At 62.2% G+C, this 18,797-nt stretch carries 21 protein-coding genes and 1 pseudogene; 9 read left to right on the top strand and 13 right to left on the bottom strand.

Annotation, left to right across the window (positions count from 1 at the left end; genetic code table 11):
- Positions 1–23: 23 nt before the first annotated feature.
- On the bottom strand, positions 24–1,559 hold the full coding sequence (gene ggt / locus QZH52_RS23840) for a gamma-glutamyltransferase (RefSeq protein ID WP_301812989.1): 1,536 nt from the start codon (positions 1,557–1,559) through the stop codon (positions 24–26).
- Positions 1,560–1,618: 59 nt separating this feature from the next.
- Positions 1,619–2,083, bottom strand: a complete 465-nt coding sequence (locus QZH52_RS23835; RefSeq protein WP_286539762.1) for an Lrp/AsnC family transcriptional regulator — start codon at positions 2,081–2,083, stop codon at positions 1,619–1,621.
- Between the two features lie 279 nt (positions 2,084–2,362).
- Here QZH52_RS23835 and QZH52_RS23830 point away from each other — a divergent pair, with 279 nt between their 5' ends.
- From QZH52_RS23830 to QZH52_RS23795, 8 genes are all read left to right on the top strand, one after another.
- The gene (locus QZH52_RS23830; RefSeq protein ID WP_286539764.1) at positions 2,363–3,442 is read left to right on the top strand and encodes an amino acid ABC transporter substrate-binding protein; all 1,080 of its coding nucleotides are present in this window, start codon (positions 2,363–2,365) and stop codon (positions 3,440–3,442) included.
- Positions 3,443–3,572: 130 nt separating this feature from the next.
- Entirely contained in the window at positions 3,573–4,694 is a 1,122-nt protein-coding gene (locus tag QZH52_RS23825) for an amino acid ABC transporter permease (RefSeq protein ID WP_286539765.1), read from the top strand.
- Positions 4,695–4,743: 49 nt separating this feature from the next.
- On the top strand, positions 4,744–5,841 hold the full coding sequence (locus tag QZH52_RS23820; protein ID WP_301813091.1) for an amino acid ABC transporter permease: 1,098 nt from the start codon (positions 4,744–4,746) through the stop codon (positions 5,839–5,841).
- A gap of 4 nt (positions 5,842–5,845) precedes the next feature.
- Positions 5,846–6,625 (top strand): amino acid ABC transporter ATP-binding protein, encoded by a 780-nt coding sequence (locus tag QZH52_RS23815; RefSeq protein ID WP_436411625.1) that lies wholly within the window; start codon positions 5,846–5,848, stop codon positions 6,623–6,625.
- A 14-nt stretch (positions 6,626–6,639) separates the two neighbouring features.
- Positions 6,640–7,290 carry a LysE family translocator gene (locus QZH52_RS23810; protein ID WP_286539768.1) on the top strand — a complete coding sequence of 217 codons (651 nt, stop codon included), beginning with the start codon at positions 6,640–6,642 and terminating at the stop codon, positions 7,288–7,290.
- A gap of 178 nt (positions 7,291–7,468) precedes the next feature.
- The gene (locus QZH52_RS23805; RefSeq protein WP_286539769.1) at positions 7,469–8,701 is read left to right on the top strand and encodes a diaminopropionate ammonia-lyase; all 1,233 of its coding nucleotides are present in this window, start codon (positions 7,469–7,471) and stop codon (positions 8,699–8,701) included.
- Between the two features lie 23 nt (positions 8,702–8,724).
- Entirely contained in the window at positions 8,725–10,161 is a 1,437-nt protein-coding gene (locus QZH52_RS23800; RefSeq protein WP_286539770.1) for a M20 family metallopeptidase, read from the top strand.
- A 127-nt stretch (positions 10,162–10,288) separates the two neighbouring features.
- Positions 10,289–10,582: a PLP-dependent transferase gene (locus QZH52_RS23795; protein ID WP_286539772.1), complete on the top strand. Its 294-nt coding sequence runs from the start codon at positions 10,289–10,291 to the stop codon at positions 10,580–10,582.
- Between the two features lie 135 nt (positions 10,583–10,717).
- On the opposite strand, the gene QZH52_RS23790 is transcribed toward QZH52_RS23795, so the two are convergent.
- From QZH52_RS23790 to QZH52_RS23750, 10 genes and pseudogenes are all read right to left on the bottom strand, one after another.
- Positions 10,718–12,667, bottom strand: coding sequence for a DUF3363 domain-containing protein (locus tag QZH52_RS23790; protein ID WP_286539773.1), 1,950 nt, complete (start codon positions 12,665–12,667; stop codon positions 10,718–10,720).
- A 372-nt stretch (positions 12,668–13,039) separates the two neighbouring features.
- Positions 13,040–13,573: a S26 family signal peptidase gene (locus QZH52_RS23785; protein ID WP_301812987.1), complete on the bottom strand. Its 534-nt coding sequence runs from the start codon at positions 13,571–13,573 to the stop codon at positions 13,040–13,042.
- A complete protein-coding gene (locus tag QZH52_RS23780) occupies positions 13,570–14,088 on the bottom strand; it encodes a DUF2840 domain-containing protein (RefSeq protein ID WP_286539776.1) in 519 nt (172 codons plus the stop codon). The genes QZH52_RS23785 and QZH52_RS23780 overlap by 4 nt, the downstream gene beginning before the upstream one ends.
- Positions 14,085–14,348 carry a ribbon-helix-helix protein gene (locus QZH52_RS23775; RefSeq protein WP_286539777.1) on the bottom strand — a complete coding sequence of 88 codons (264 nt, stop codon included), beginning with the start codon at positions 14,346–14,348 and terminating at the stop codon, positions 14,085–14,087. Before QZH52_RS23775 ends, QZH52_RS23780 begins: the two co-directional genes overlap by 4 nt.
- Complete coding sequence (gene parA, locus QZH52_RS23770; protein WP_286539778.1) at positions 14,345–15,094, bottom strand: ParA family partition ATPase; 750 nt, start codon at positions 15,092–15,094, stop codon at positions 14,345–14,347. The genes QZH52_RS23775 and parA overlap by 4 nt, the downstream gene beginning before the upstream one ends.
- 233 nt (positions 15,095–15,327) lie before the next feature.
- Positions 15,328–16,146: pseudogene (locus QZH52_RS23765) on the bottom strand (replication initiator protein A); the annotation flags it as partial.
- Between the two features lie 20 nt (positions 16,147–16,166).
- The gene (locus QZH52_RS23760) at positions 16,167–16,463 is read right to left on the bottom strand and encodes a helix-turn-helix transcriptional regulator (protein WP_286539780.1); all 297 of its coding nucleotides are present in this window, start codon (positions 16,461–16,463) and stop codon (positions 16,167–16,169) included.
- 92 nt (positions 16,464–16,555) lie between these two features.
- Positions 16,556–17,152 carry a DNA -binding domain-containing protein gene (locus QZH52_RS23755; RefSeq protein ID WP_286539782.1) on the bottom strand — a complete coding sequence of 199 codons (597 nt, stop codon included), beginning with the start codon at positions 17,150–17,152 and terminating at the stop codon, positions 16,556–16,558.
- A complete protein-coding gene (locus QZH52_RS38680; RefSeq protein WP_338053085.1) occupies positions 17,109–17,354 on the bottom strand; it encodes a transcriptional regulator domain-containing protein in 246 nt (81 codons plus the stop codon). The genes QZH52_RS23755 and QZH52_RS38680 overlap by 44 nt, the downstream gene beginning before the upstream one ends.
- Before the next feature lie 104 nt (positions 17,355–17,458).
- Positions 17,459–17,800, bottom strand: coding sequence for a DUF2958 domain-containing protein (locus QZH52_RS23750; protein WP_076196765.1), 342 nt, complete (start codon positions 17,798–17,800; stop codon positions 17,459–17,461).
- Positions 17,801–17,997: 197 nt separating this feature from the next.
- Here QZH52_RS23750 and QZH52_RS23745 point away from each other — a divergent pair, with 197 nt between their 5' ends.
- The gene (locus QZH52_RS23745) at positions 17,998–18,288 is read left to right on the top strand and encodes a helix-turn-helix domain-containing protein (RefSeq protein ID WP_076196767.1); all 291 of its coding nucleotides are present in this window, start codon (positions 17,998–18,000) and stop codon (positions 18,286–18,288) included.
- A 45-nt stretch (positions 18,289–18,333) separates the two neighbouring features.
- Here the strand turns inward: QZH52_RS23745 and QZH52_RS23740 are convergent, their stop codons facing one another.
- The gene (locus tag QZH52_RS23740; protein WP_076196769.1) at positions 18,334–18,681 is read right to left on the bottom strand and encodes a DUF2958 domain-containing protein; all 348 of its coding nucleotides are present in this window, start codon (positions 18,679–18,681) and stop codon (positions 18,334–18,336) included.
- Positions 18,682–18,797 lie beyond the last annotated feature (116 nt).

The raw sequence follows: 18,797 nt of genomic DNA, 5'->3' as shown, positions 1-18,797 counted from the left end.
CCGCCATGCCCGCAACGGCTTCATCAGAAGCCGATCGCGAGACCGTCCCGTCGACCATCAGAGCCACCCATATAGACACCCAATCCCTGATCGACCCAGATTGCATGGCAGGTACCGAGCGGGCTCGGCGCTGCTACCGGCTCGTGGCCTCGCTTGCGAAGGCCCGACCACACCGCGTCAGGAACCGTCCGCTCGAGCTCCAACACATCGCCTCTGGCGAACATCCGCGCATGATCGATAGCTTGCTGCACAGACATGCCGTAGTCGACGATATTCGAGAGTACTTGGAGCTGGCCCGCCGGCTGGAAGTGGCCACCAGTAACTCCAAAGCTCATGACGGTGTCTGCATCCTTGGTGACCAACGCGGGAATGATGGTGTGCATGGGCCGCTTGCGTCCCTGCAACTCGTTGGGATGACCTTCCTCAAGTACGAAGCCTGATCCTCGGTTGTGCATCAGGACTCCTGTGCCAGGTGCCACGATCCCGCTGCCAAAATCGTCGTATATCGAATTGATGAATGAGACGAGCGTGCCGTCCGAGTCGGCGACTGACACGTAGACGGTGTCCTTGTGTTCGGGCAACGCAACAGGCGTCCATCCATCGGACTTCGTGTCTAGATCGATCCCTCGGGTCAAGCGTTCAATCGTGTCGTCGGAAAGCAGCTCATTCACATCTACTGCGTTGAACCGCGGGTCGCATAGGAAAGCGTTACGTTGTGCATAGGCGATGCGCGATAGCTCTGCCTGAAGATGGAACCTTTCTGCACTGAGAGGCCCCATTGCACTGAGATCAAACGCCTCGAGCATCGCCGCAATCTGCAGCGCCACGACCCCTTGCCCGTTGGGCGGGCACTCCCACAATCGATAGCCACGGTAGCTCGCTGAAATCGGCGTCACATACTCCGGCTTGAATTCAGCGAAATCGTCGAGGCTCAGCAGGCTTCCCTTCTTTCGCAACGAGGTCACGATGTTCTCGGCAACCCAGCCTTCGTAGAACGAGTCAGCGCCGGACTTGGCGATGGCGCGCAGCGTCTTGCCCAACTGAGGATTGCTTCTGCGTTCGCCTAAGGCAGGCGCTCTGCCTGCGGGAAAGAACAGGGCTTTCGCTTCTGCCGTCGCCATCATTTTTGCCGCCTGTCGCGCCCAATCGTGCGCAAGGCGTTCCGTGACCAGATAACCCAATTCGGCGGCACCGATCGCGGGCTCGAGCAGTTCTTGCAGCGAACGCGTCCCGTAGTCTTCGACCAATCGATTCCACGCGCGAACCGCACCTGGAACGGTCAGGGCATGGACGCTATCGACCGGGATGGAGGCCATTCCGCGCCCGCGCAATTCTTCCGCGCTCGCTGCCTTGGCAGCCCAACCCGATCCGTTGAGCGCGACCGGCGCCTGGCCACGTTTTCTAAGCATGACGAAGCAGTCGCCGCCGATTCCAGTCTGGGTCGGTTCGACGACTGCCAGCATTGCCGCAGCAGCGACTGCTGCATCGATGGCATTCCCACCGGACCGCAGGACGTCCAGTCCAGCCAACGCTGCCTGCGGGTTGGAGGTCGCCACCATTCCCCTGCTGCCGACCGCGACGGACCGGCCTGGGGCTTCAAAATCTCGCATCGAAATTCCTAAATCGTTAACGGCACGTTGAGGGATACCTTGATCCGCTGCATGGCAACGTAAGTCTTGAACGTCTTGATGTTTCCTGCCGAGAAAAACAGCTCGCGCGTGAGCTTTTCGTATTCGGACATGTCCTTGACGTTGATCACGAGCATGAAGTCGAAATCACCAGTCACGTAGTAGACCTGCTGCACCTGCACACAGTTCGCGAAACTCTTCTTGACTTGATCGAGCAGATCCAGCCGCTCGCTCTCCAGCTTCACCTCGACCAGGATGGTGATGGGGCGACCCACCGCCGTTGGATCGACGACGGCTACCGTCGTCATGATGACGCCGGCCGCTTCAAGCGCAGCAATTCGCCGGTTTACCGCCGACGGCGACAGGTTCACCTCTTCCGAGAGCTGGCGTTGGGAAGTCTTGCTGTCCGCCTGCAGGAGGCTGAGGAGCTTGATGTCGTAGTTGTCTAAAAGCATGGTTGTTATGCGTCAGCGCTGGCTAAATTCTGGGCCGCAAGAAGCGGTTTTTTGACGCGTATGTGCGCTGGCAACCGAAACATTGTTGCACCAGGGGCTCAAAACGAGGAAAAGCGCCCAATTTTGTGCATGCCACGCGCCCTCTTAGGGGAAACCCTCGGCTGAATGTTTCACGAACGCAATAACGGCGCGCTTTCGCTATCCAGATTCAACCATTCGTGCGAGGGGTCACTTTTACGATTTCCTATACCACTCCACCTACCTGAAGGAACAAACTCCATGTCCACGAACGGTCATCGCCCCCGCAACATCTTCAACGCAGTTGCCTGCGCGGCAACGCTTGTGGCCAGTGTTGCCATCGCACAACCGCGGCCGGCCTCGGCGCCTGTGGCCGCAGCGGCGCCATCGGTGGCTTCGCCTACGCTCAACGCCATCAAGGCACGTGGCCAGCTCATTTGCGGCGTCGGCGGTGATCGCCCCGGCTTCGGCTTCCCCGACGCACGCGGCGTGATGCGCGGCTTCGATGCAGACGTGTGTCGATCCATCGCGGCGGCGATCTTCGGCAATCCGGACAAGGTTCGCTTCGTCTCTCTGACCAGCCTGACGCGCTTCCCGTCGCTTCAGTCCGGCGAAGTCGACATCGTGGCTCGCTTCACCACCTGGACGCTGACCCGCGAAGCACAGCTTGGCTTGGAAGTGCCGGCAATCCACTTCTATGACGGTCAGGGCTTTCTTGTAAAGAAAAAGGACGGCATCAAGAGCGCGCATGATCTCGGCGGCGCCTCAGTGTGTTTCCAGCCCGGCTCCACCGGCGAAGTGAATGCCGCCGACTTTTTCCGCGCAAACAAGCTCGAGATGAAGCCGGTCGTCATCGAGAAGATGGAGCAAATGCGCGACGCCATCGTGAGCGGCCGTTGCGACGCCTATACAAACGACACCGCGCAACTTGCTTCTTTCAAGGCATCCATCGGTAGCGCTGGCAACGACTACCAGGTCCTGCCCGAAATCATCTCCAAGGAGCCGCTGGGAGCTTTCATCCGCAAGGGTGACCAGCGCTTCTTTGACATCGTTCGCTGGACCCACGCGGCCATGCTGAACGCCGAAGAATTCGGCATGACAGCCGCCAACATTGACAAGTTCAGGAACAACTCGAATCCGGCTATCCAGCGCTTCATGGGTGAGACCGGCGACCTCGGCGCCGCGCTTGGCCTCGACGCGCAATGGGCAGTGAACGTCGTGAAGGGCGTTGGCAACTATGCTGAGATCTACGAGCGCAGCATCGCGCCCCTGGGCCTGCCGCGCGGCCTGAATCGTCTACTGAAGGACGGCGGCATCCAGTACGCCGCGCCGATGCGCTAGTCGCGCTGATGTCGCCGGCTCAAATCGAGCCGGCGAATCCCTTTCCCCTAGTCAATGTTTAAGCCCGCCATCTGGTCGGGATGGCGAAACTCCAATGTCCTCAAACAGATTGTCCCGCTCCAAGGTCCCCATGCGTCGGGTCGTATGGCAAGTGCTCGCTGCGCTGATCGTGATCGGCGTTTTCAGCTGGCTGATCGGTAATGCACAGGCGAATCTCGGCGCACGTAATGTTGCCTCGGGATTCGGCTTTCTGCAACGCGAAGCAGGGCTTCCCATTGCGGAGCACCTGATCCCTTACACCCCGGCAGATAGCTATTTGCGTGCGCTGGTCGTGGGCATGCTCAACACGCTCTGGGTTGCGTTTTGGGGCATCGTGCTCGCCACAATCCTGGGCACCGTAATCGGAGTTGCCCGCCTATCGAAGAACTGGCTGCTCGCAAAGCTGATGTCGGCTTACGTCGAGTTCTTCCGCGATCTGCCCCTGCTGTTGCAACTGTTCCTCTGGTACGCCCTTCTTCAGGGTCTGCCGCCGGTTCGCCAAGCGATCCACCCCATCGCGGGCGTCTACCTGTCCAACCGCGGCTTGAGCTTCCCGGTTCTCGACTGGCAAACGGCCCACAGCTGGACGCTCCTCGCTTTCATCCTTGGTTTGATTGCCACTGTGATCTCCGCAAAGCGAGCCACTCGCAAGTCACTGGACGATGGGCGCCAACGCGCCACTTGGCCGACCGCGGTCCTGCTCATGGCGGTCATGCCCGCCACGGTCGTGATTACGCTGGGCGCTCCGTTCGCCTTGGACATGCCTAGCCCACGGAGTTTCAACATCCGTGGCGGCGTCACCGTCTCGCCAGAATTCTTCGCGCTGTTGTTTGGTCTGGTGATCTACAACGCGGCATTCATTGCCGAAATTGTTCGTTCCGGCATCCAGTCGGTTAGTCATGGACAGATAGAAGCATCCCGCGCCCTTGGCTTGAAATCATCAAACACGTTGAAATGGATCGTTTTTCCGCAGGCACTCCGAGTGATCGTTCCGCCGCTAACGAGCCAATACCTCAACCTGGCCAAGCAATCCTCCCTGGCCGTTGCCATTGGCTACCAGGACATCGTCTCCATCGCCACCACGGCGATGAACCAGAACGGTCAAGCGGTGGAACTTGTGGCAATCATCATGGGCGTCTACCTCACGATCAGTCTCTCGATCAGCGCGCTGATGAACCACTACAACGCCCGTATTGCACTAGTGGAGCGCTAACGTGACCATCCTATCCGTGAAACACTCTGTCCATTCCAGCACCACCGTCATGCGTACACCCCCGGTGCAGGAACGCAGCGGCCCGATTGCGTGGCTGCGCCAAAACCTCTTCTATTCGTGGATATCGACGCTGACGACGATCGTCCTTCTGGTTGTGCTGGCGAAGTTCTCTGCATTCGTTTTCCAGTGGGGAGTCGTCAACGCGATCTGGAGTGTCCCAACAGGTTCGCAGGGGCCTAACAGCGACGCCTGCAAGGCCGTTCAAGGCAGCGGCGCATGCTGGGCCGTCATCACGGACAAGTATCGCTTCATGCTCTTCGGCATGTACCCCTTCGAGGAACAGTGGAGAGCCTTGATCGTCGTCTTGCTGTTCATTGGTCTCTACGTCATGTCCGGAATGAAGCGCTTTTGGCGACCCGCCTTGGCCGGTGTGTGGACACTGGCGCTTATGGCCATTGGCTTACTCATGTGGGGCGGAGTTTTCGGCCTGCAGTTCGTGCCGCAGACGCAATGGGGCGGCTTGGCATTGACTCTGATTCTGGCGACGGTTGGCGTTGCAGTGGCTTTCCCGCTGGCGATTCTGGTGGCACTGGGACGCCGTTCGAAGCTGCCGTTTATCCGATGGATCTGCGTCGCATATGTCGAGACGATTCGCGGCGTTCCACTGATCACGCTGCTGTTCATGGCGAGTGTGATGTTCCCGCTCCTGATGCCAGAAGGCGTCAACCTGGACAAGCTCTTGCGCGCTCAGGTTGCCATCATTCTCTTTTTTGGCGCCTATCTCGCCGAGGTCATCCGCGGCGGCTTGCAGGCGCTGCCGAAGGGACAGTACGAAGCGGCGCATGCGTTGGGTCTCTCCTACTGGTCGACGAACCGCAAGATCATCCTCCCACAAGCGTTGCAGCTCGTCATTCCGCCGCTCGTCAACAACTTCATTGGCTTCTTCAAGGACACGTCGCTGGTGCTCGTCATCGGTCTCTATGACCTGCTCGCGGCCTCGCGCGCTGCGATCGGCGAGCCCGCTTGGCAGGGCTTTGCGGTCGAAACGTACATATTCGTAGGCTTCATCTACTTCGCGTTCTGCTTTGCCATGTCCAAGTACAGCCAGAAGCTTGAAGTCCACCTCAATCAGCATAGAAAGCGCTAAACCTATGACTATCGCAACGACAGTAGCACCGGCCGCTCGCCAGCAAGGCGTCGCAGTCTCGATGCAGAAGATCAACAAATGGTACGGCGCGATGCACGTGCTGCGCGACGTCAACCTTGACGTGGCGACTGGCGAACGCGTCGTGGTTTGCGGTCCGTCCGGTTCGGGTAAATCGACCCTTATCCGGTGCATCAACCAGCTTGAAGAGCATCACGAAGGCCAGATCGTCGTGGACGGCATCAGCCTCGACAGCGACGCAAAGAACCTTGATGCCGTTCGCTGCGAAGTAGGGATGGTCTTCCAGAGCTTCAACCTCTTCCCGCACTTGACGGTGCTGGAGAACTGTACTTTGGCGCCCATGCTGGTCCGGCATGTGCCCCGCCGGGAAGCTGAATCGCTGGCAAGGTCATACCTGGAGCGCGTGCGGATTCCAGACCAGGCCAGCAAATATCCGGGGCAGCTCTCCGGTGGCCAACAGCAGCGTGTTGCGATCGCACGAGCCTTGTGCATGAAACCGAAGATCATGCTTTTCGACGAGCCGACCTCCGCGCTCGATCCCGAGATGGTTAAGGAAGTACTCGATACGATGGTTTCCCTCGCGAAGGACGGCATGACGATGATCTGCGTAACGCACGAAATGGGCTTCGCTCGCGAAGTCGCAGACCGCGTAGTCTTCATGGACCGCGGCGAGATCGTCGAGTCCGGAAGTCCTGACGAAATGTTCAGCACCCCGAAGTCGGACCGCCTGCGGACTTTCCTCGGTCAAGTCCTGCGCAATCAATAATCGATCACGCTACGATGCCAGACGCTTATCACCTCCTCCTATTCGTGCTGGCCGGCTGGCTGCTGAACGTCACCCCAGGGCCTGACGTCCTGTACATCGTCACGAACTCGCTACGAGGCGGCTGGAAGTCTGGCGTTGTCGCTGGTCTTGGCATCACAGCTGGCTGCTTTGTGCACATCTTTGCTGCTGCGTTGGGAATGGGCGCACTTCTGGCGGCCTCTGAGACTGCCTTCACTGTCCTGAAATGGATCGGCGCTGCGTACCTGTTGTGGATCGGCGGGAAGATCTTGCTTGCGCGTGCAGCACCGGCGACAACAGACCTTCAAGCGGTTGCTCTATCGCGGCCTCTTCCCAGTTCAAAAGAGATTTTTCTCGGCGGCTTCTGGACCAACGTCCTCAATCCGAAGGTCGTGCTGTTCTTCCTGGCTTTCCTGCCCCAGTTCATCAGCCCGGAAACGACAGGAAAGACCAGTGCGTTCCTTGCTCTTGGTGTACTTTTCAATGTGAACAGCATCCCGGTCAACGCGGGCTGGGCGATCGCGGCTGCGTGGATGGCCAGAAGACCTGTCGTTCAACGCGGAATGCACTGGCTCGACAAGCTTGCTGGCTCGATGTTCATCGTCTTTGGGGTCAGGCTTGCACTGGTCGATCGACCCGGCGCCTAGCTACCTCAAGGAAAAAAGCGTGCTGCACGTGGGACCTGAGCGTTGCGATCGTGCGAACACAACGTGCAGCCACAGTGGTCCTGCACATCGCACAGATGTTGTGTTTTCCAGCCTCAAATTGCGCCAAGCAACACAGCTTCAAATCTTAGGATTGCAGCATCACACACGGAACAACCAAATGCTCATTACCAACACGCGTGCTACGCGCGAAACGTACCCCAATGATCTGCGTTCAATCATGTCTGTCGACAATGCTGAGCAAAGCAGGAAGTGGCTCTCGACATGGGGTGGCATCTATCCAGGGTCAACACCGCTCTACGCGCTGGACGGACTTGCCACTGCACTGGGCGTGGGACAGATTCTCGTGAAGGATGAATCGGTTCGTTCCGAACTTGGCAGCTTCAAGGCACTCGGTGCGCCGATCGCATTGGTTAGGTTAATTCTCCGCCTGTGGCCAAACGACGGCCTGGATCCGCAGGCGCTACTTTCCGGCGCCTACAAGACAAAATTCAGCGACTTCACGGTTATCAGTGCGACGGATGGGAATCACGGCAAAGGCTTGGCTGCGGCAGCGCAGAGTGCAGGTTGCCGCTGCGTGATCGTGCTGCATGCCAACGTCAGCGCCGAGCGGGAAGCGGCTATCGCGGCCTATGGCGCAGATATCGTTCGCATCCAGGGCAATTACGACGAGTCGGTGGAGGAGGCCGCGCGCCTGGCTCGTGAGAATGCCTGGCATGTCGTCTCGGATACGTCATATGACGGCTATGAAGAGATCCCGCGTGATGTGATGCAGGGATACGGCACCATCGCAGCCGAAATCGTTGAAGGGTCGGCGCGGTCGAAATCGCCCGTGACCCATGTCTTTCTGCAAGGTGGTGTGGGCGGACTCGCCGCCGGCATCGTCAGCTATTTCTGGGAAACCTACGGCACCCGCCGTCCGACGGCAATCATCGTTGAACCCGAGCAGGCGGACTGTCTTTTCCAGAGCGCCCTCAGCGGTGTTGCAGCAAAGGCCACCGGTTCCGTGGACTCCGTGATGGCGGGCCTGGCTTGCGGTGAAACCTCGCCACTGGCCTGGCGCTTCCTGGTATCAAGTGTTGACTACTTCATGACCGTGAAGGATGAGGATGCGGTTCAAGCCATGCAGGTGCTGGCCAAGGGCAATGAAAGTGACCTCCCCATCGTTTCCGGGGAATCTGGCGCCGCTGGTCTGGCCGGCCTGATCCAGCTGATGCGCGATCCCAAGCTCGCACGGCAAGCTGGACTGGACCACTCGTCCACGGTGCTGCTGATTAGCACAGAAGGTGCAACCGCACCGGCGGTTTATGAGCAACTGGTGGGCGAATCCGGCTTGGGCGTGCTGGCGCGGCAAAAAGAGTTTCTCGATCGCAGAGCGAGCCACTACGCGTAACCGGTTTCAACATAAAAGTAAACATGAACACCAGCGCCGCCACACGTGAAGCCGCAATCGCCAGCGCCGTCGAAACCTACGACTCAGGCCGATTCCTGACGGACCTTGACCGCCGTGTCGCCTATCGGACCGAGAGCCAGGAACCGTCCCAGGCGAAACACCTTCACGCCTATCTCGAAAAGGAAATTTCGCCACTGCTCCATCGGCTGGGATTCGAGACGAAGCTTGTGCCCAACCCGAGCGACATCGACGCGCCGGTTCTCCTTGCCAGTCGCATTGAGGACATAAACCTCCCGACGGTCGTCACCTACGGGCACGGCGACGTGGTCCGCGGTTACGACGACCAGTGGCACAAAGGCCTGGAGCCGTGGAAGATCGTGGTCGATGGCGATCGCTGGTACGGCCGCGGCATTGCTGACAACAAGGGGCAGCACTCCGTGAATTTGGCCGCGCTCGAGGCTGTTATGAACGCGCGAGGTGGCAAGCTCGGATTCAACCTCAAGATCATCATGGAGACCGGCGAAGAAGTGGACTCCCCCGGACTAAACCAAATCTGCGGAGCAGAACGCGACTTTCTAAGTGGCGACGTCTTCCTGGCCTCGGACGGACCTCGAGTGTCGGCTGAGCGACCCACAGTTTTTCTTGGGTCGCGCGGCGAGCTGAATTTCGATCTGGAGCTTGATCTGCGAAGTGGTGGGCACCACTCCGGGAACTGGGGCGGCGCGCTGCGCAACCCCGCAGTTGTCCTATCGCACGCGATTGCCAGCATGGTGGACGTCAACGGCCGCATCCTCGTCAAGGGGCTCATGCCGCCTCCAATTTCTGCAGCTGTCCGTGAAGCGTTGTCGGACATCGAACTCGGCCGGGACAGTAGCGCTCCCGAAGTGGACATCGACTGGGGTGAGCCCGGCCTGACACCTGCTGAAAGAGTGCTGGGCTGGAACGCGCTGGAAGTGCTGGCATTCAAATCGGGCAATCCTGACGCGCCCGTCAACGCGATTCCTCCGACAGCGCGTGCGCATTGCCAGTTGCGCTTTGTGGTGGGAACCGACTGGGAGAACGCCCAGAACTATCTCGATGAGCACCTCGCCAGGAACGGCATCAAGCATGTGAATGTCATTGTCAAGCCTGCGGTCACGGCGACCCGCCTGGACCTTGACGACCCTTGGGTCAAGTGGACGCTCGATTCGATTCGTAAGACCACGGGCAAGAAGCCTGCACTGCTGCCGAACCTCGGCGGCACCGTGCCCAACGAAATCTTCGCGAACACGCTCGGCCTTCCCACGGTTTGGGTTCCACATTCCTACCCGGCATGTTCGCAGCACGCGCCCAATGAGCATTTCCTGGGCTCCGTTGCCCGCGAATCGCTGGCGCTGATGGCGGGCCTCTGGTGGGATCTTGGGGAAACGGCTTTGAATGTGATCTCCGCACGGAAGCGTGCAGGTACTGGCTCCGCCTGACTTCACTCCATCGAACGCCTAGCGCTCATCCGTGAAGTTGCCCCCTTTTCGCGGACACCTTCCGTACGGTAGAAGTCGAAGTGCCCAAATCAAAGCGGCCATACCCGGCGGACCAACATGGGACGCTATGTCCAAAGACATCAGCACCAAATTAATTCACCACGATTACCAGGTCCCCAGTGGATACGAGGCCGTTCCCCCGGGGGTTTCCAAGGGGTCGACCGTGCTATCCCCAAGCGTGGCGGACGTCCGCCAGCGTCTCCGTGCATTTGGCCACCGCGACGGCTACAGCTATGGCCTTTACGGTACACCCACGACAGATACCCTCGAGCAACGTCTGTGCACGCTTGAAGGTGGCCGTCATTGCCTGCGAGGACCCAGTGGCCAGGCGGCAATCACCGTGGTCAATCTTGGATTTTGACGGCGGGCGATGATGTGCTTCTTCCCACGAATGTGTGCCAAATCGCATCTGTCGAATTTGCTCGGCAGCTCATGCGGTAGGTAGACTGCCAGTTTCTGTCAAAGGCAAGTTGCGCTGGAAAGTTCGGGCGGCGGATTAGATAGAGATGCCTCTCTGTGTACTGAACTGCCAGGTGACGGATGATCCTCGAACCACAGCGGACGCGGTCTGACCTAGCCGCTGTTCGACCACCGGCCGCCACGGCACCAAGCTAAAGCCCAGCCCCTCATTCAATATGGCAAAGCGGCCGCTAGCCAACTGAATCGAACGACTGTAAACGCCGCTCACAGAATGGCCATCACGTAGCGGCCGGTAAGCTAGTCCGGTTTGCTGGTGGAGCGCCTTGCCAACTGCAGCCAGCTCACGATGTTTCAAGGTGGCCAGCAGGTTTCGCGCGAAAACTACTCGCTGGTCATGCCGTTCGGCCAAGCCCCGTTCCGCAAGGAAATCGACACGGTCGCGCATTGCATCGCGTGCTTCAACCCCAAAGCCTTGTCCGCCCACGGCCGAGTCGCCGCCCAACAACTGCCTATCCAGCCAGGTGGCGCCCATGGTGCGCACTTGCTGTTCAATGGAGAGATGCGACCGCAGCTCGATCACCAGCCCATTATTTTTCTGTATGTCATGCGTTCGAGCTTTCTCCAGAAGGTCCGGCGGCACTTTCCAGACGCCATCAGCGATGCGCTCAACAATGCCGGCGCGGCGCAGCGCTTCGAGCCGGCGCACGTGTGCATCGACAGTGGCCTGCGGGTCGGAATCGCGAGCTTGCTTCAGTTTCACCACGTGGTCGGCTGCCTTGTAGAGGCCGTCTCTGGCGATGGTTGCGATGTGGCGGTCCACCGGCTTCTCCTGATCGGGGACTCTAGCCTCCACGATGCCATTCATAGGCAGTTCTGCGAGGTCGGCACCGGGTGGCAGCTTCAGGTAGTGCGCCCGTCCGTCAATGCCATCGACCACCAAGTAGCTGCGGTCGTGCAGTTCGTCGGCCAGCCCCTTGCCCGCGATCCGACCGATGACAGAGGAGGTTGGACGATCATCGATCACACATTCCCGCCGCTGGCCCTTGAGCGCACGGCGTACCGTCTCCAGCGCATCCTCGCGCTGGCCCATGGCGTTAAGTGTGGCCGCCATCTCGGGCTGGAGCTTCCAGTGGTTCGCGTCAATCCTCTCGACCAGGCCCATGCCTTCGAGACGCTGCAGCCGTGCCCGGAGTACGCTCTGGCGCTGCTGGTCTTGCGGGGTAGCCGTCAGGTCGATGCCATCGGCGCCAGCTTGCCGGATCAGCGCCCGATCCAAGCTGGTGAGTCGCTGCTGGTTGACCTCCCGCAGCAGGCTCTGACGGATTTCCGCCTCGGTGCGCGGCCCCAGCCGTTCGGTCGCGATCTCGCTGGCGCGCAAGCGCATGCCGTGCGCCATGTAGTCAGGGGCGATCACAAGATCTTCCCGGCCGCTGGCAGGCCCGCCCGTGTGGCCGTTCAGCACGATGTGCGTGTGCGGGTTGTCTGTGTCCCAATGGTCCACGGCCACCCAGTCAAGTCGGGTCTCGAGGTCGATCTCCATGCGGCGCATGAGCTGACGAGTGAAGCCCTTCAGGTCTTCCAGCTCTAGGCCGTCCTCGGCCGAGACGATGAAGCGGAACTGGTGGCGGTCGCTCTGCCCGCGCTCCTGAAAGGCCTTGAGGTCGGCCGCATCGGCGTCGGCGCCGTAGGCCTGGCCCTTCTGTCCATTGCGTGCAACGCCGTCGCGCTCGATGTAGCGCAGGTGTACGGCCACAGAGTTCGGGCTGGCACGCCGCAGCACGACGAAGCGGGACTTAATGACCACACGCCGCGCATTCGGCCCCAGACGCTGGCCGGCCAGGGAGGCCGCGACGCGGCCTCGGCCGAACGTGTTGGCGGATCTGCCAAGGCCCTTGCCGGAGGGCTTTGCGCCGGTCTTCGACATCTGCTTGAGAACCTGTGAAACGAAGCGCTGCGAGCGCGGCCCGCCCCGCGACTTCGGTGCCGCGGGCTTGACCCGAAAGCGATCCTCGTCATTGCCAGCCATGAAGACTCCAGCGCACAGTGGCGCAGCGCATCGGAAACGGCACGCGGCAGACGCCACTGCCATGCGGATTCCAGTCTCTGCGCGGCACGCGCAAGACCCCTTGCGGTGCCGCCGCAAACCCACGTGCAGACTGGCCTGGAGGGGCGCGACGTGCCACCCCTTTTATCTGGCCCTCCGTCTCCGCCTTCCGCATCCGCTCCCGGCTCCGACCTGCCGCCAGCCGCGCACCGGGTGCGCAGCGCTGCTCGAGGGGCAGCAGCGATGCAGCGCGAGCTGCACGCTGGCGGCGGGCTCCCTGCACGATGGAATGAAGCGCGGGCGCATGCTCGGCTGCATTCCAGTGGCATGTTGCGTGATGCGATAAGGCAGACTTCATGGCGCGTTCCAGGTCCACAGCGGCCGCGCGATGCCGAGCACGGCGAAGACGGAGATGGGGCCAAAGTAGCGGCTGTCGAACGACGCCGGGTTAGTGTCGCTGAGCAGGAACAGTTCGCCGCTGGCGAGGGGGCGGCAATGCTGCCAAGAGTGCAGTGGCCGGCGCGCGCCGTCATGGGTGAGTGCGGTCGTCGCCACTGCGCCATCAATCAGCACGACCTGTTCTCGAACGCACACCGACTGCGGTGAAATGGCGCCGATACGCTTGAGGATCGGAACACCGCTCGGCAGGTAGCGGCGTTGTGCTGCGAAGGCCGCCACGTCGATAGGAAGCCGGGCGAGCACGATGCTGCCGACGTGCAGCGCAGCTGCGCTGTCGATGCTGCCGACCTGGTACCAGCCGCGCGGCACACTGTCCGTCGGGTTGTAGACCAGGAATACACGTTCCTGCACCGACATCGGCATGAAGGCCGGCGCGCACAGCGCAGCCAGGCCGATGCCCATGCCGGCAAGAAGTACCCGCCGGCTCATCGCAGCGCCCCGCGCGCAACATGCGCCGCATGGCGCTCGCTGGTGTACTCCGGCAACGACTGGCGCGCAGCCAGCCGGTTGCCGACGGTCTGCCAGTATGTGGAGGCAACCATAGCCGGTTCGATGCCCAGCGCTTCGACGGCGTCGATCCTTTCGAGCACTGACTTGACCTGCTGTTCGCCATCGGCGCGCAGCAGGATGCGCGCGCCCGGCACCACGCCGGCGATGCGCTGTGCACCATCGAACGGCATCGGTGCTTGCAGGACCGTGAGCTGCCAGAGCGCCGTGCCGTAGTCGTTGCCGATCCATTTGACGCGACAGCACACCGCATTGGGCTCGAAGATTGCCACGCGCCGCCATCGGTCGAGCACCGTCTCGCGCACCGGCTGGCCGAAGCGCAGCCAGACGTTCACGCGATGCTCGACGAAGGCGAGCGAGACGCGCATAGGGGTAGGCTGTGGCGGCAGCGCTGCGTGAGGCCAGGTCTGCGCGCCAATGGACGACGGCTGCGTCATGACTGGCCTCCACCGTATTCGCACTCCAGCAGCTCGCGCAGCATCTCGGCCGCAGTGACGCCTCGTTCGAAGGCGATCACCTTGATGCGGCCCCGCAGCGCCGGCGTCACGTCGATGGTGAGGCGCGCGGTGAAGATCGACGCCTTCGCGACGTTCTCCGGTGCATCGGCCTGGCGCACCCAGGTCGATGCCGGGTCAGCGGCAGGTTTGCGGCCGATGGATGCCCGCTTCGGCGTTGAGGATGACGATGGACCCGTCATCGCAGCATCTCCTGCACTGCCTGCGCCAGTGCCGCGATCTCGCGCGCGGCGGCGCACTTCGGCGCGGCCTCGCATGCGAGCCGGCCGGCGGCCACGCTATCGGCGAACACGATGCGCTGCGAGACTTCGGTCTGCAGCGCGGCAAACGGTTGGTCGGCCAGGGCGGCGCGCGCTTCGCGGCCGATCACCGTGCCGACCACACGCCGGTTGATCACGAAGGCCGCGCGAAGCTGCGGCCTGAACACCCGGGCTTCGGCGATGAGCGTCACCATCTCGTGGCTGGCCCACACGTCGTAGGCGCTGGGCTGGACCGGGATCAGCACCAGGTCGGCGGCCAGCAGCGCGGAGCGCGCAAGGGCCGCAACGCGGGGCGGCCCATCGATCACCACGTAATCCGCCTCCCGGGCGATCTGCGGCGCCTCCTGGTGCAAGGAGTCCCGCGCCAGCCCGAACACGCCGTAGAGCCTTCCCTGGCCGTTCTGAAGGCGCCGCTGCGCCCAGTCAAGGGCCGAGCCCTGCGGATCGGCATCGAGTAGCGTCACGCGGCTCCCTGACATCGCCAGTTCGCCGGCCAGGTGCGTGGCGAGCGTCGTCTTGCCCGCACCGCCTTTCTGGTTGAGCAATGCGATCACCTTGCCGGGCCGGGTTTGTCTTCCTGGCAAGCGGTCTTCGGATGTTCGGACTGCCTCCCACGAGGCGCTGCCCGCTTTTTGGGCAGCTTCGGTTCGCGCGCGCGTGACTTCCATTTATGTATCCCTTTAGATGTTTAGGGAGGCCCGAAACCGTTGCTGGGCGCGGGTTGCGGGCGGTTTTGCGCCGGTGATCCACCGATGTTTGCGCCGGCGATCACCCGAGTCGCGCGCCGGTGATCCACCGAGCCCGCCCCCATGAAATCCACAGGTTCTTCAACAGAAGCTGTGGATAAGTCCCGGTCGACACGAGCAGTGGATAAGTCGGTCTTCGGGCAGTTGTCGATGCAAGGGTGAAAGGCGAACCACTCGATTCCGCCGGTACGTTCGACGGACAAGCGGTAGCCCGGAAGCGCCTGGCGCAGTGCGAGACCGCGCACGTGCGCGGCGAAGTCGCGCGAGCGCTGGAGCGCGCCGGACTTCAAGTACAGATGCCGCATCTCGAAGCGCCAGCCATTCGGCTGCCGCCCGCCGTGCTTCCGCACGAGCCGGTACAGCCAGCGTTCGATGCCGCCTGAGAGCCGGAAATACGTGGGATCAAGCGTGAGCACGAGCGCTTCTTCCATCACGCCGGTGAAGAACCAGTCGGCCAGGATCAGCTCGATGCCCTCCGAGCGCCCATCCGGGCGGATGTACTCCTTCCACTCGTTGATCCATGAGAAGCGGTGCACCCGCTTGCCACCGTTCGGGCGCTCGCGCTGACGCAGCGTGGTCGCGACGGTGGTGGACTGCAGGCGGTCCAGCGCGGCGCGCAGCGCGAGGTAGTCGCTGCGCCCGGTGCCCCGCTGCGCAAAGCGCAGGATCTCGTAGGGCGTAGCCACCATCAGCCGCGAAGGCGGGATGCCTTCTTTCTTGGCCTGGATGATCTGGCTGGCAGCCCAGATCAGCACGTCGGCGTCCCAGATGGTGGCGATGCCGTGCTCGGGCACACCCTCTACGGTGAGCGAGATGCCACCGGCCTCGAAGCGGATCGGCACGATGCGCGGCGTCTTGGCCAGCGAGAAGAAGGGGTAGGCCATCAGGTCCTGCGCATCACGCAGCGCCATGCCGTCGTGCGGCAGCGCGCGGAACAGCGAGAGCTGTTCGCGTTCGCTCATGCGCTTGGACATGCGGCGTTGCCCAAGGTAGGTCAGCGGACGGAGTCGCGCTGCACGTAGCCCGGATCCGAGGTCATGCCGTAGGTGTGGCTGTCAGCCCAAGCGCGCAGATCGGCGGCGGCGTAGACCACGCGCGCCCCGAATTTGCGAAAGCGCGGACCCCCGCCGAGCACCCGCTGCTTCTCCAGCGTCCGCGGCGACAGCCGCAGGAAGGCGCCGGCTTCGTCGGTGGTCAGGAACTCGGGATTGGGCGGCGCAGCCGGAACCGCAGCAGGCTGCGGCGCAGCCGCTGCGGTCGTGCGGTGAGGAAACGAACTGCCAACTGCCATGACGGACTCCATCGCTGTCGATGGGCCGCAAACCATTCGCGGCCCGATGGAGGCAGTCTCGGGAATCAGGCCCGATCAAGGCAGGGAGAGATTCAGCGCACCGGCTCGTCTCCGGGGTGGTCTGCTGTGGTGTGCGGCACGCCGGCGAGAGCTAAATAGCCGCCGGTCACGTATCCCTGCGCACGCCGCAGCAGGTGGCGCACCTGCGCGCGCAGTTCGCCATCCTCGTGCCAGCGCAGGACGACGGCTTCGAGGCCGAACAAGGCTTGGGCGATGTCCCGGTGCGATGCGCCCGCCTGCGCGGCATCGAGCGCCTGCAGAGCGCGCAGATGCAGCAGCGCGGCGCGGGTGACCGCCCGCGCAGGATCGACCCGGGGTGCATGACCTTCCAGGGCCTGTGCCTGCGCATGGAAGGCATCGAGCTGGCCGCGCAGGCGCGGCGTCAGCGGCGCAGCACCCGTGTACACCGCGCCGTCTGCGAGGGCCCCTGACAGCGACAAGCGCATGCGCTGGGCGTTGAGGTCGGCAGTCAGCGCCAAGTCGGGGCCATCAAGCGCTAGGCGCTTGCGGCCGGGGATGCGCCACAGGTCGAATCGGCGAGCTACTGCATTGTTGGCGTGCGCAGCACGCACATGCAGCAAGCCGTCAGAGGACGACAGCCAGAGTGGCTGTGCGTTGCGACCATCCATGTCCGGATCTTCGGCGCTGTCGCAACCCCCAGCGTGCGAAAGACACTACGCGCTCGCGGCATGTCCAATCCGTGCGGTAGCCTGGATTGCGGCGCAAGTATTCCCAGGCGAGGGCTGGGTTGTCGAGGTCGAGCACGTAGAGGTAGGCGGCAGAGATGCCCCATGGCGCGCCGGGCAGATCTTCGAGATTAGGGTTGGTCACAGAGTCCTCCTTTGGAAGAGGAACGCTGCCACAGGGAATGAGGCGCGAGGTCGCTTTCGAGGCGACGCTGGATCGCGCAAACGGCGACCCGGCCGGCGATCGCGTCAGTCGTTGATTGATCCGTCTCGCTGGGCGTCTGCCAGGTAGCCCGAAAGCGGCTGACGCGGCTTGAAGTGCGGATCGGCCACGATGCGCATGCCGCGCGGGCCGCGGACGCCTTCGAGGGCCGAGAGGCTGACTTGCCCCAACTCTGGGCTGCCCGTGCCGGCGTCGCACAGGCCGAACGCCTTGTCCCCCTCGGCGTCAAGCTCAGTGAGCAGCCACGCCGCACCGGCGTCCAGGGTGTAGAGCTTGACCACGGGCAGCGGGTCGACGGTTTCGCCATGCGCCCGCGCTGCGCCATTGGCCAGCAGCCGGATTCGCTGTTCTTCGGTCAGGAAAGTCATGGTTCTCGCGTGAGGCCGTTAAATACTAATTCGCAGGTGGCATAAAGCAAGTCCCAGAAGCGACGCCCAGACGCTTCCTACCGGCCGGTAGGAATTCGTCTTTTTCAGCACGCCAAACCGAAAACGCTGCTGGCAAGCTATTTTATGAGTTAAAGATAACGTGGTTTTAATTGCTTTAAAACGTAACGCTTCTGTGTATGCAGAAGCAGGGAATACAGCGCGGGCGGCCGACCGGCGCGACGACATTCGAGGCAGGCCCGGCACGGGCCTTTGGTGATGCGGTGCGCGCCATGCGTACCGAGGATGGCGTTGCCCAGGAAACCCTGGCGCACCGGGCCGGCATCGAGCGTTCGCACATGGGCAAGATCGAGCGCGGCGAGCACATGCCGACCTTGGCGATGATCCTGAAGATCGCGCGAGCGCTCGAACGCAGCGCTGGCGAATTGATGCTGGAGACCGAAGCACGTCTGCCCAAGAAAGAGGGTTAGGACGAGATTGGCCGCCGACCGTCGCCGGCGGCCAATGAACCGCGGCTAGACCACGATGCGCCCGGCGACACGCGCCTCTCGCGCATACGCGCTCAAGCGTTTCTGTGCCTCGAAATGCAGGTCCCGTTCAACGGGCAGGCCCAACCGGCCGCGCACGGTGGTGACCTCTGCAAGACTCACCCACCCCAGTTCGGGAAACCCCAGTCCGAGGTCGCAAAGCCCGAACGCATGGTCGTGGTCGTCCGGGTCGATCTCGGTCAGCAGCCAGGTCGCCCCGGCGTCCGGGGTAAACAGCTTGACCACCGGGGCGGGATCGAAGTTTTCCTGTTCGAGGGACTGCCGGCCGTTGGCCAGCAGCAGCGCGCGTTGTTCATCGGTAATGAGCTTAGTCATGGTCTTCTCCTTGGAAGGATTCAGGGCGGGATTGCCCGAGACCGGAAGCAGCACGGCGCAGCGCAGCCGTCAGGGTTCGACAGACGGCCGCAAGGCCGCCAGCGTGCACAGCACGC

Source organism: Variovorax ginsengisoli (genome assembly GCF_030486595.1).
Taxonomy (GTDB): Bacteria; Pseudomonadota; Gammaproteobacteria; order Burkholderiales; family Burkholderiaceae_C; genus Variovorax; species Variovorax ginsengisoli_B.
This window is presented reverse-complemented; position numbering and strand designations above follow the sequence as displayed.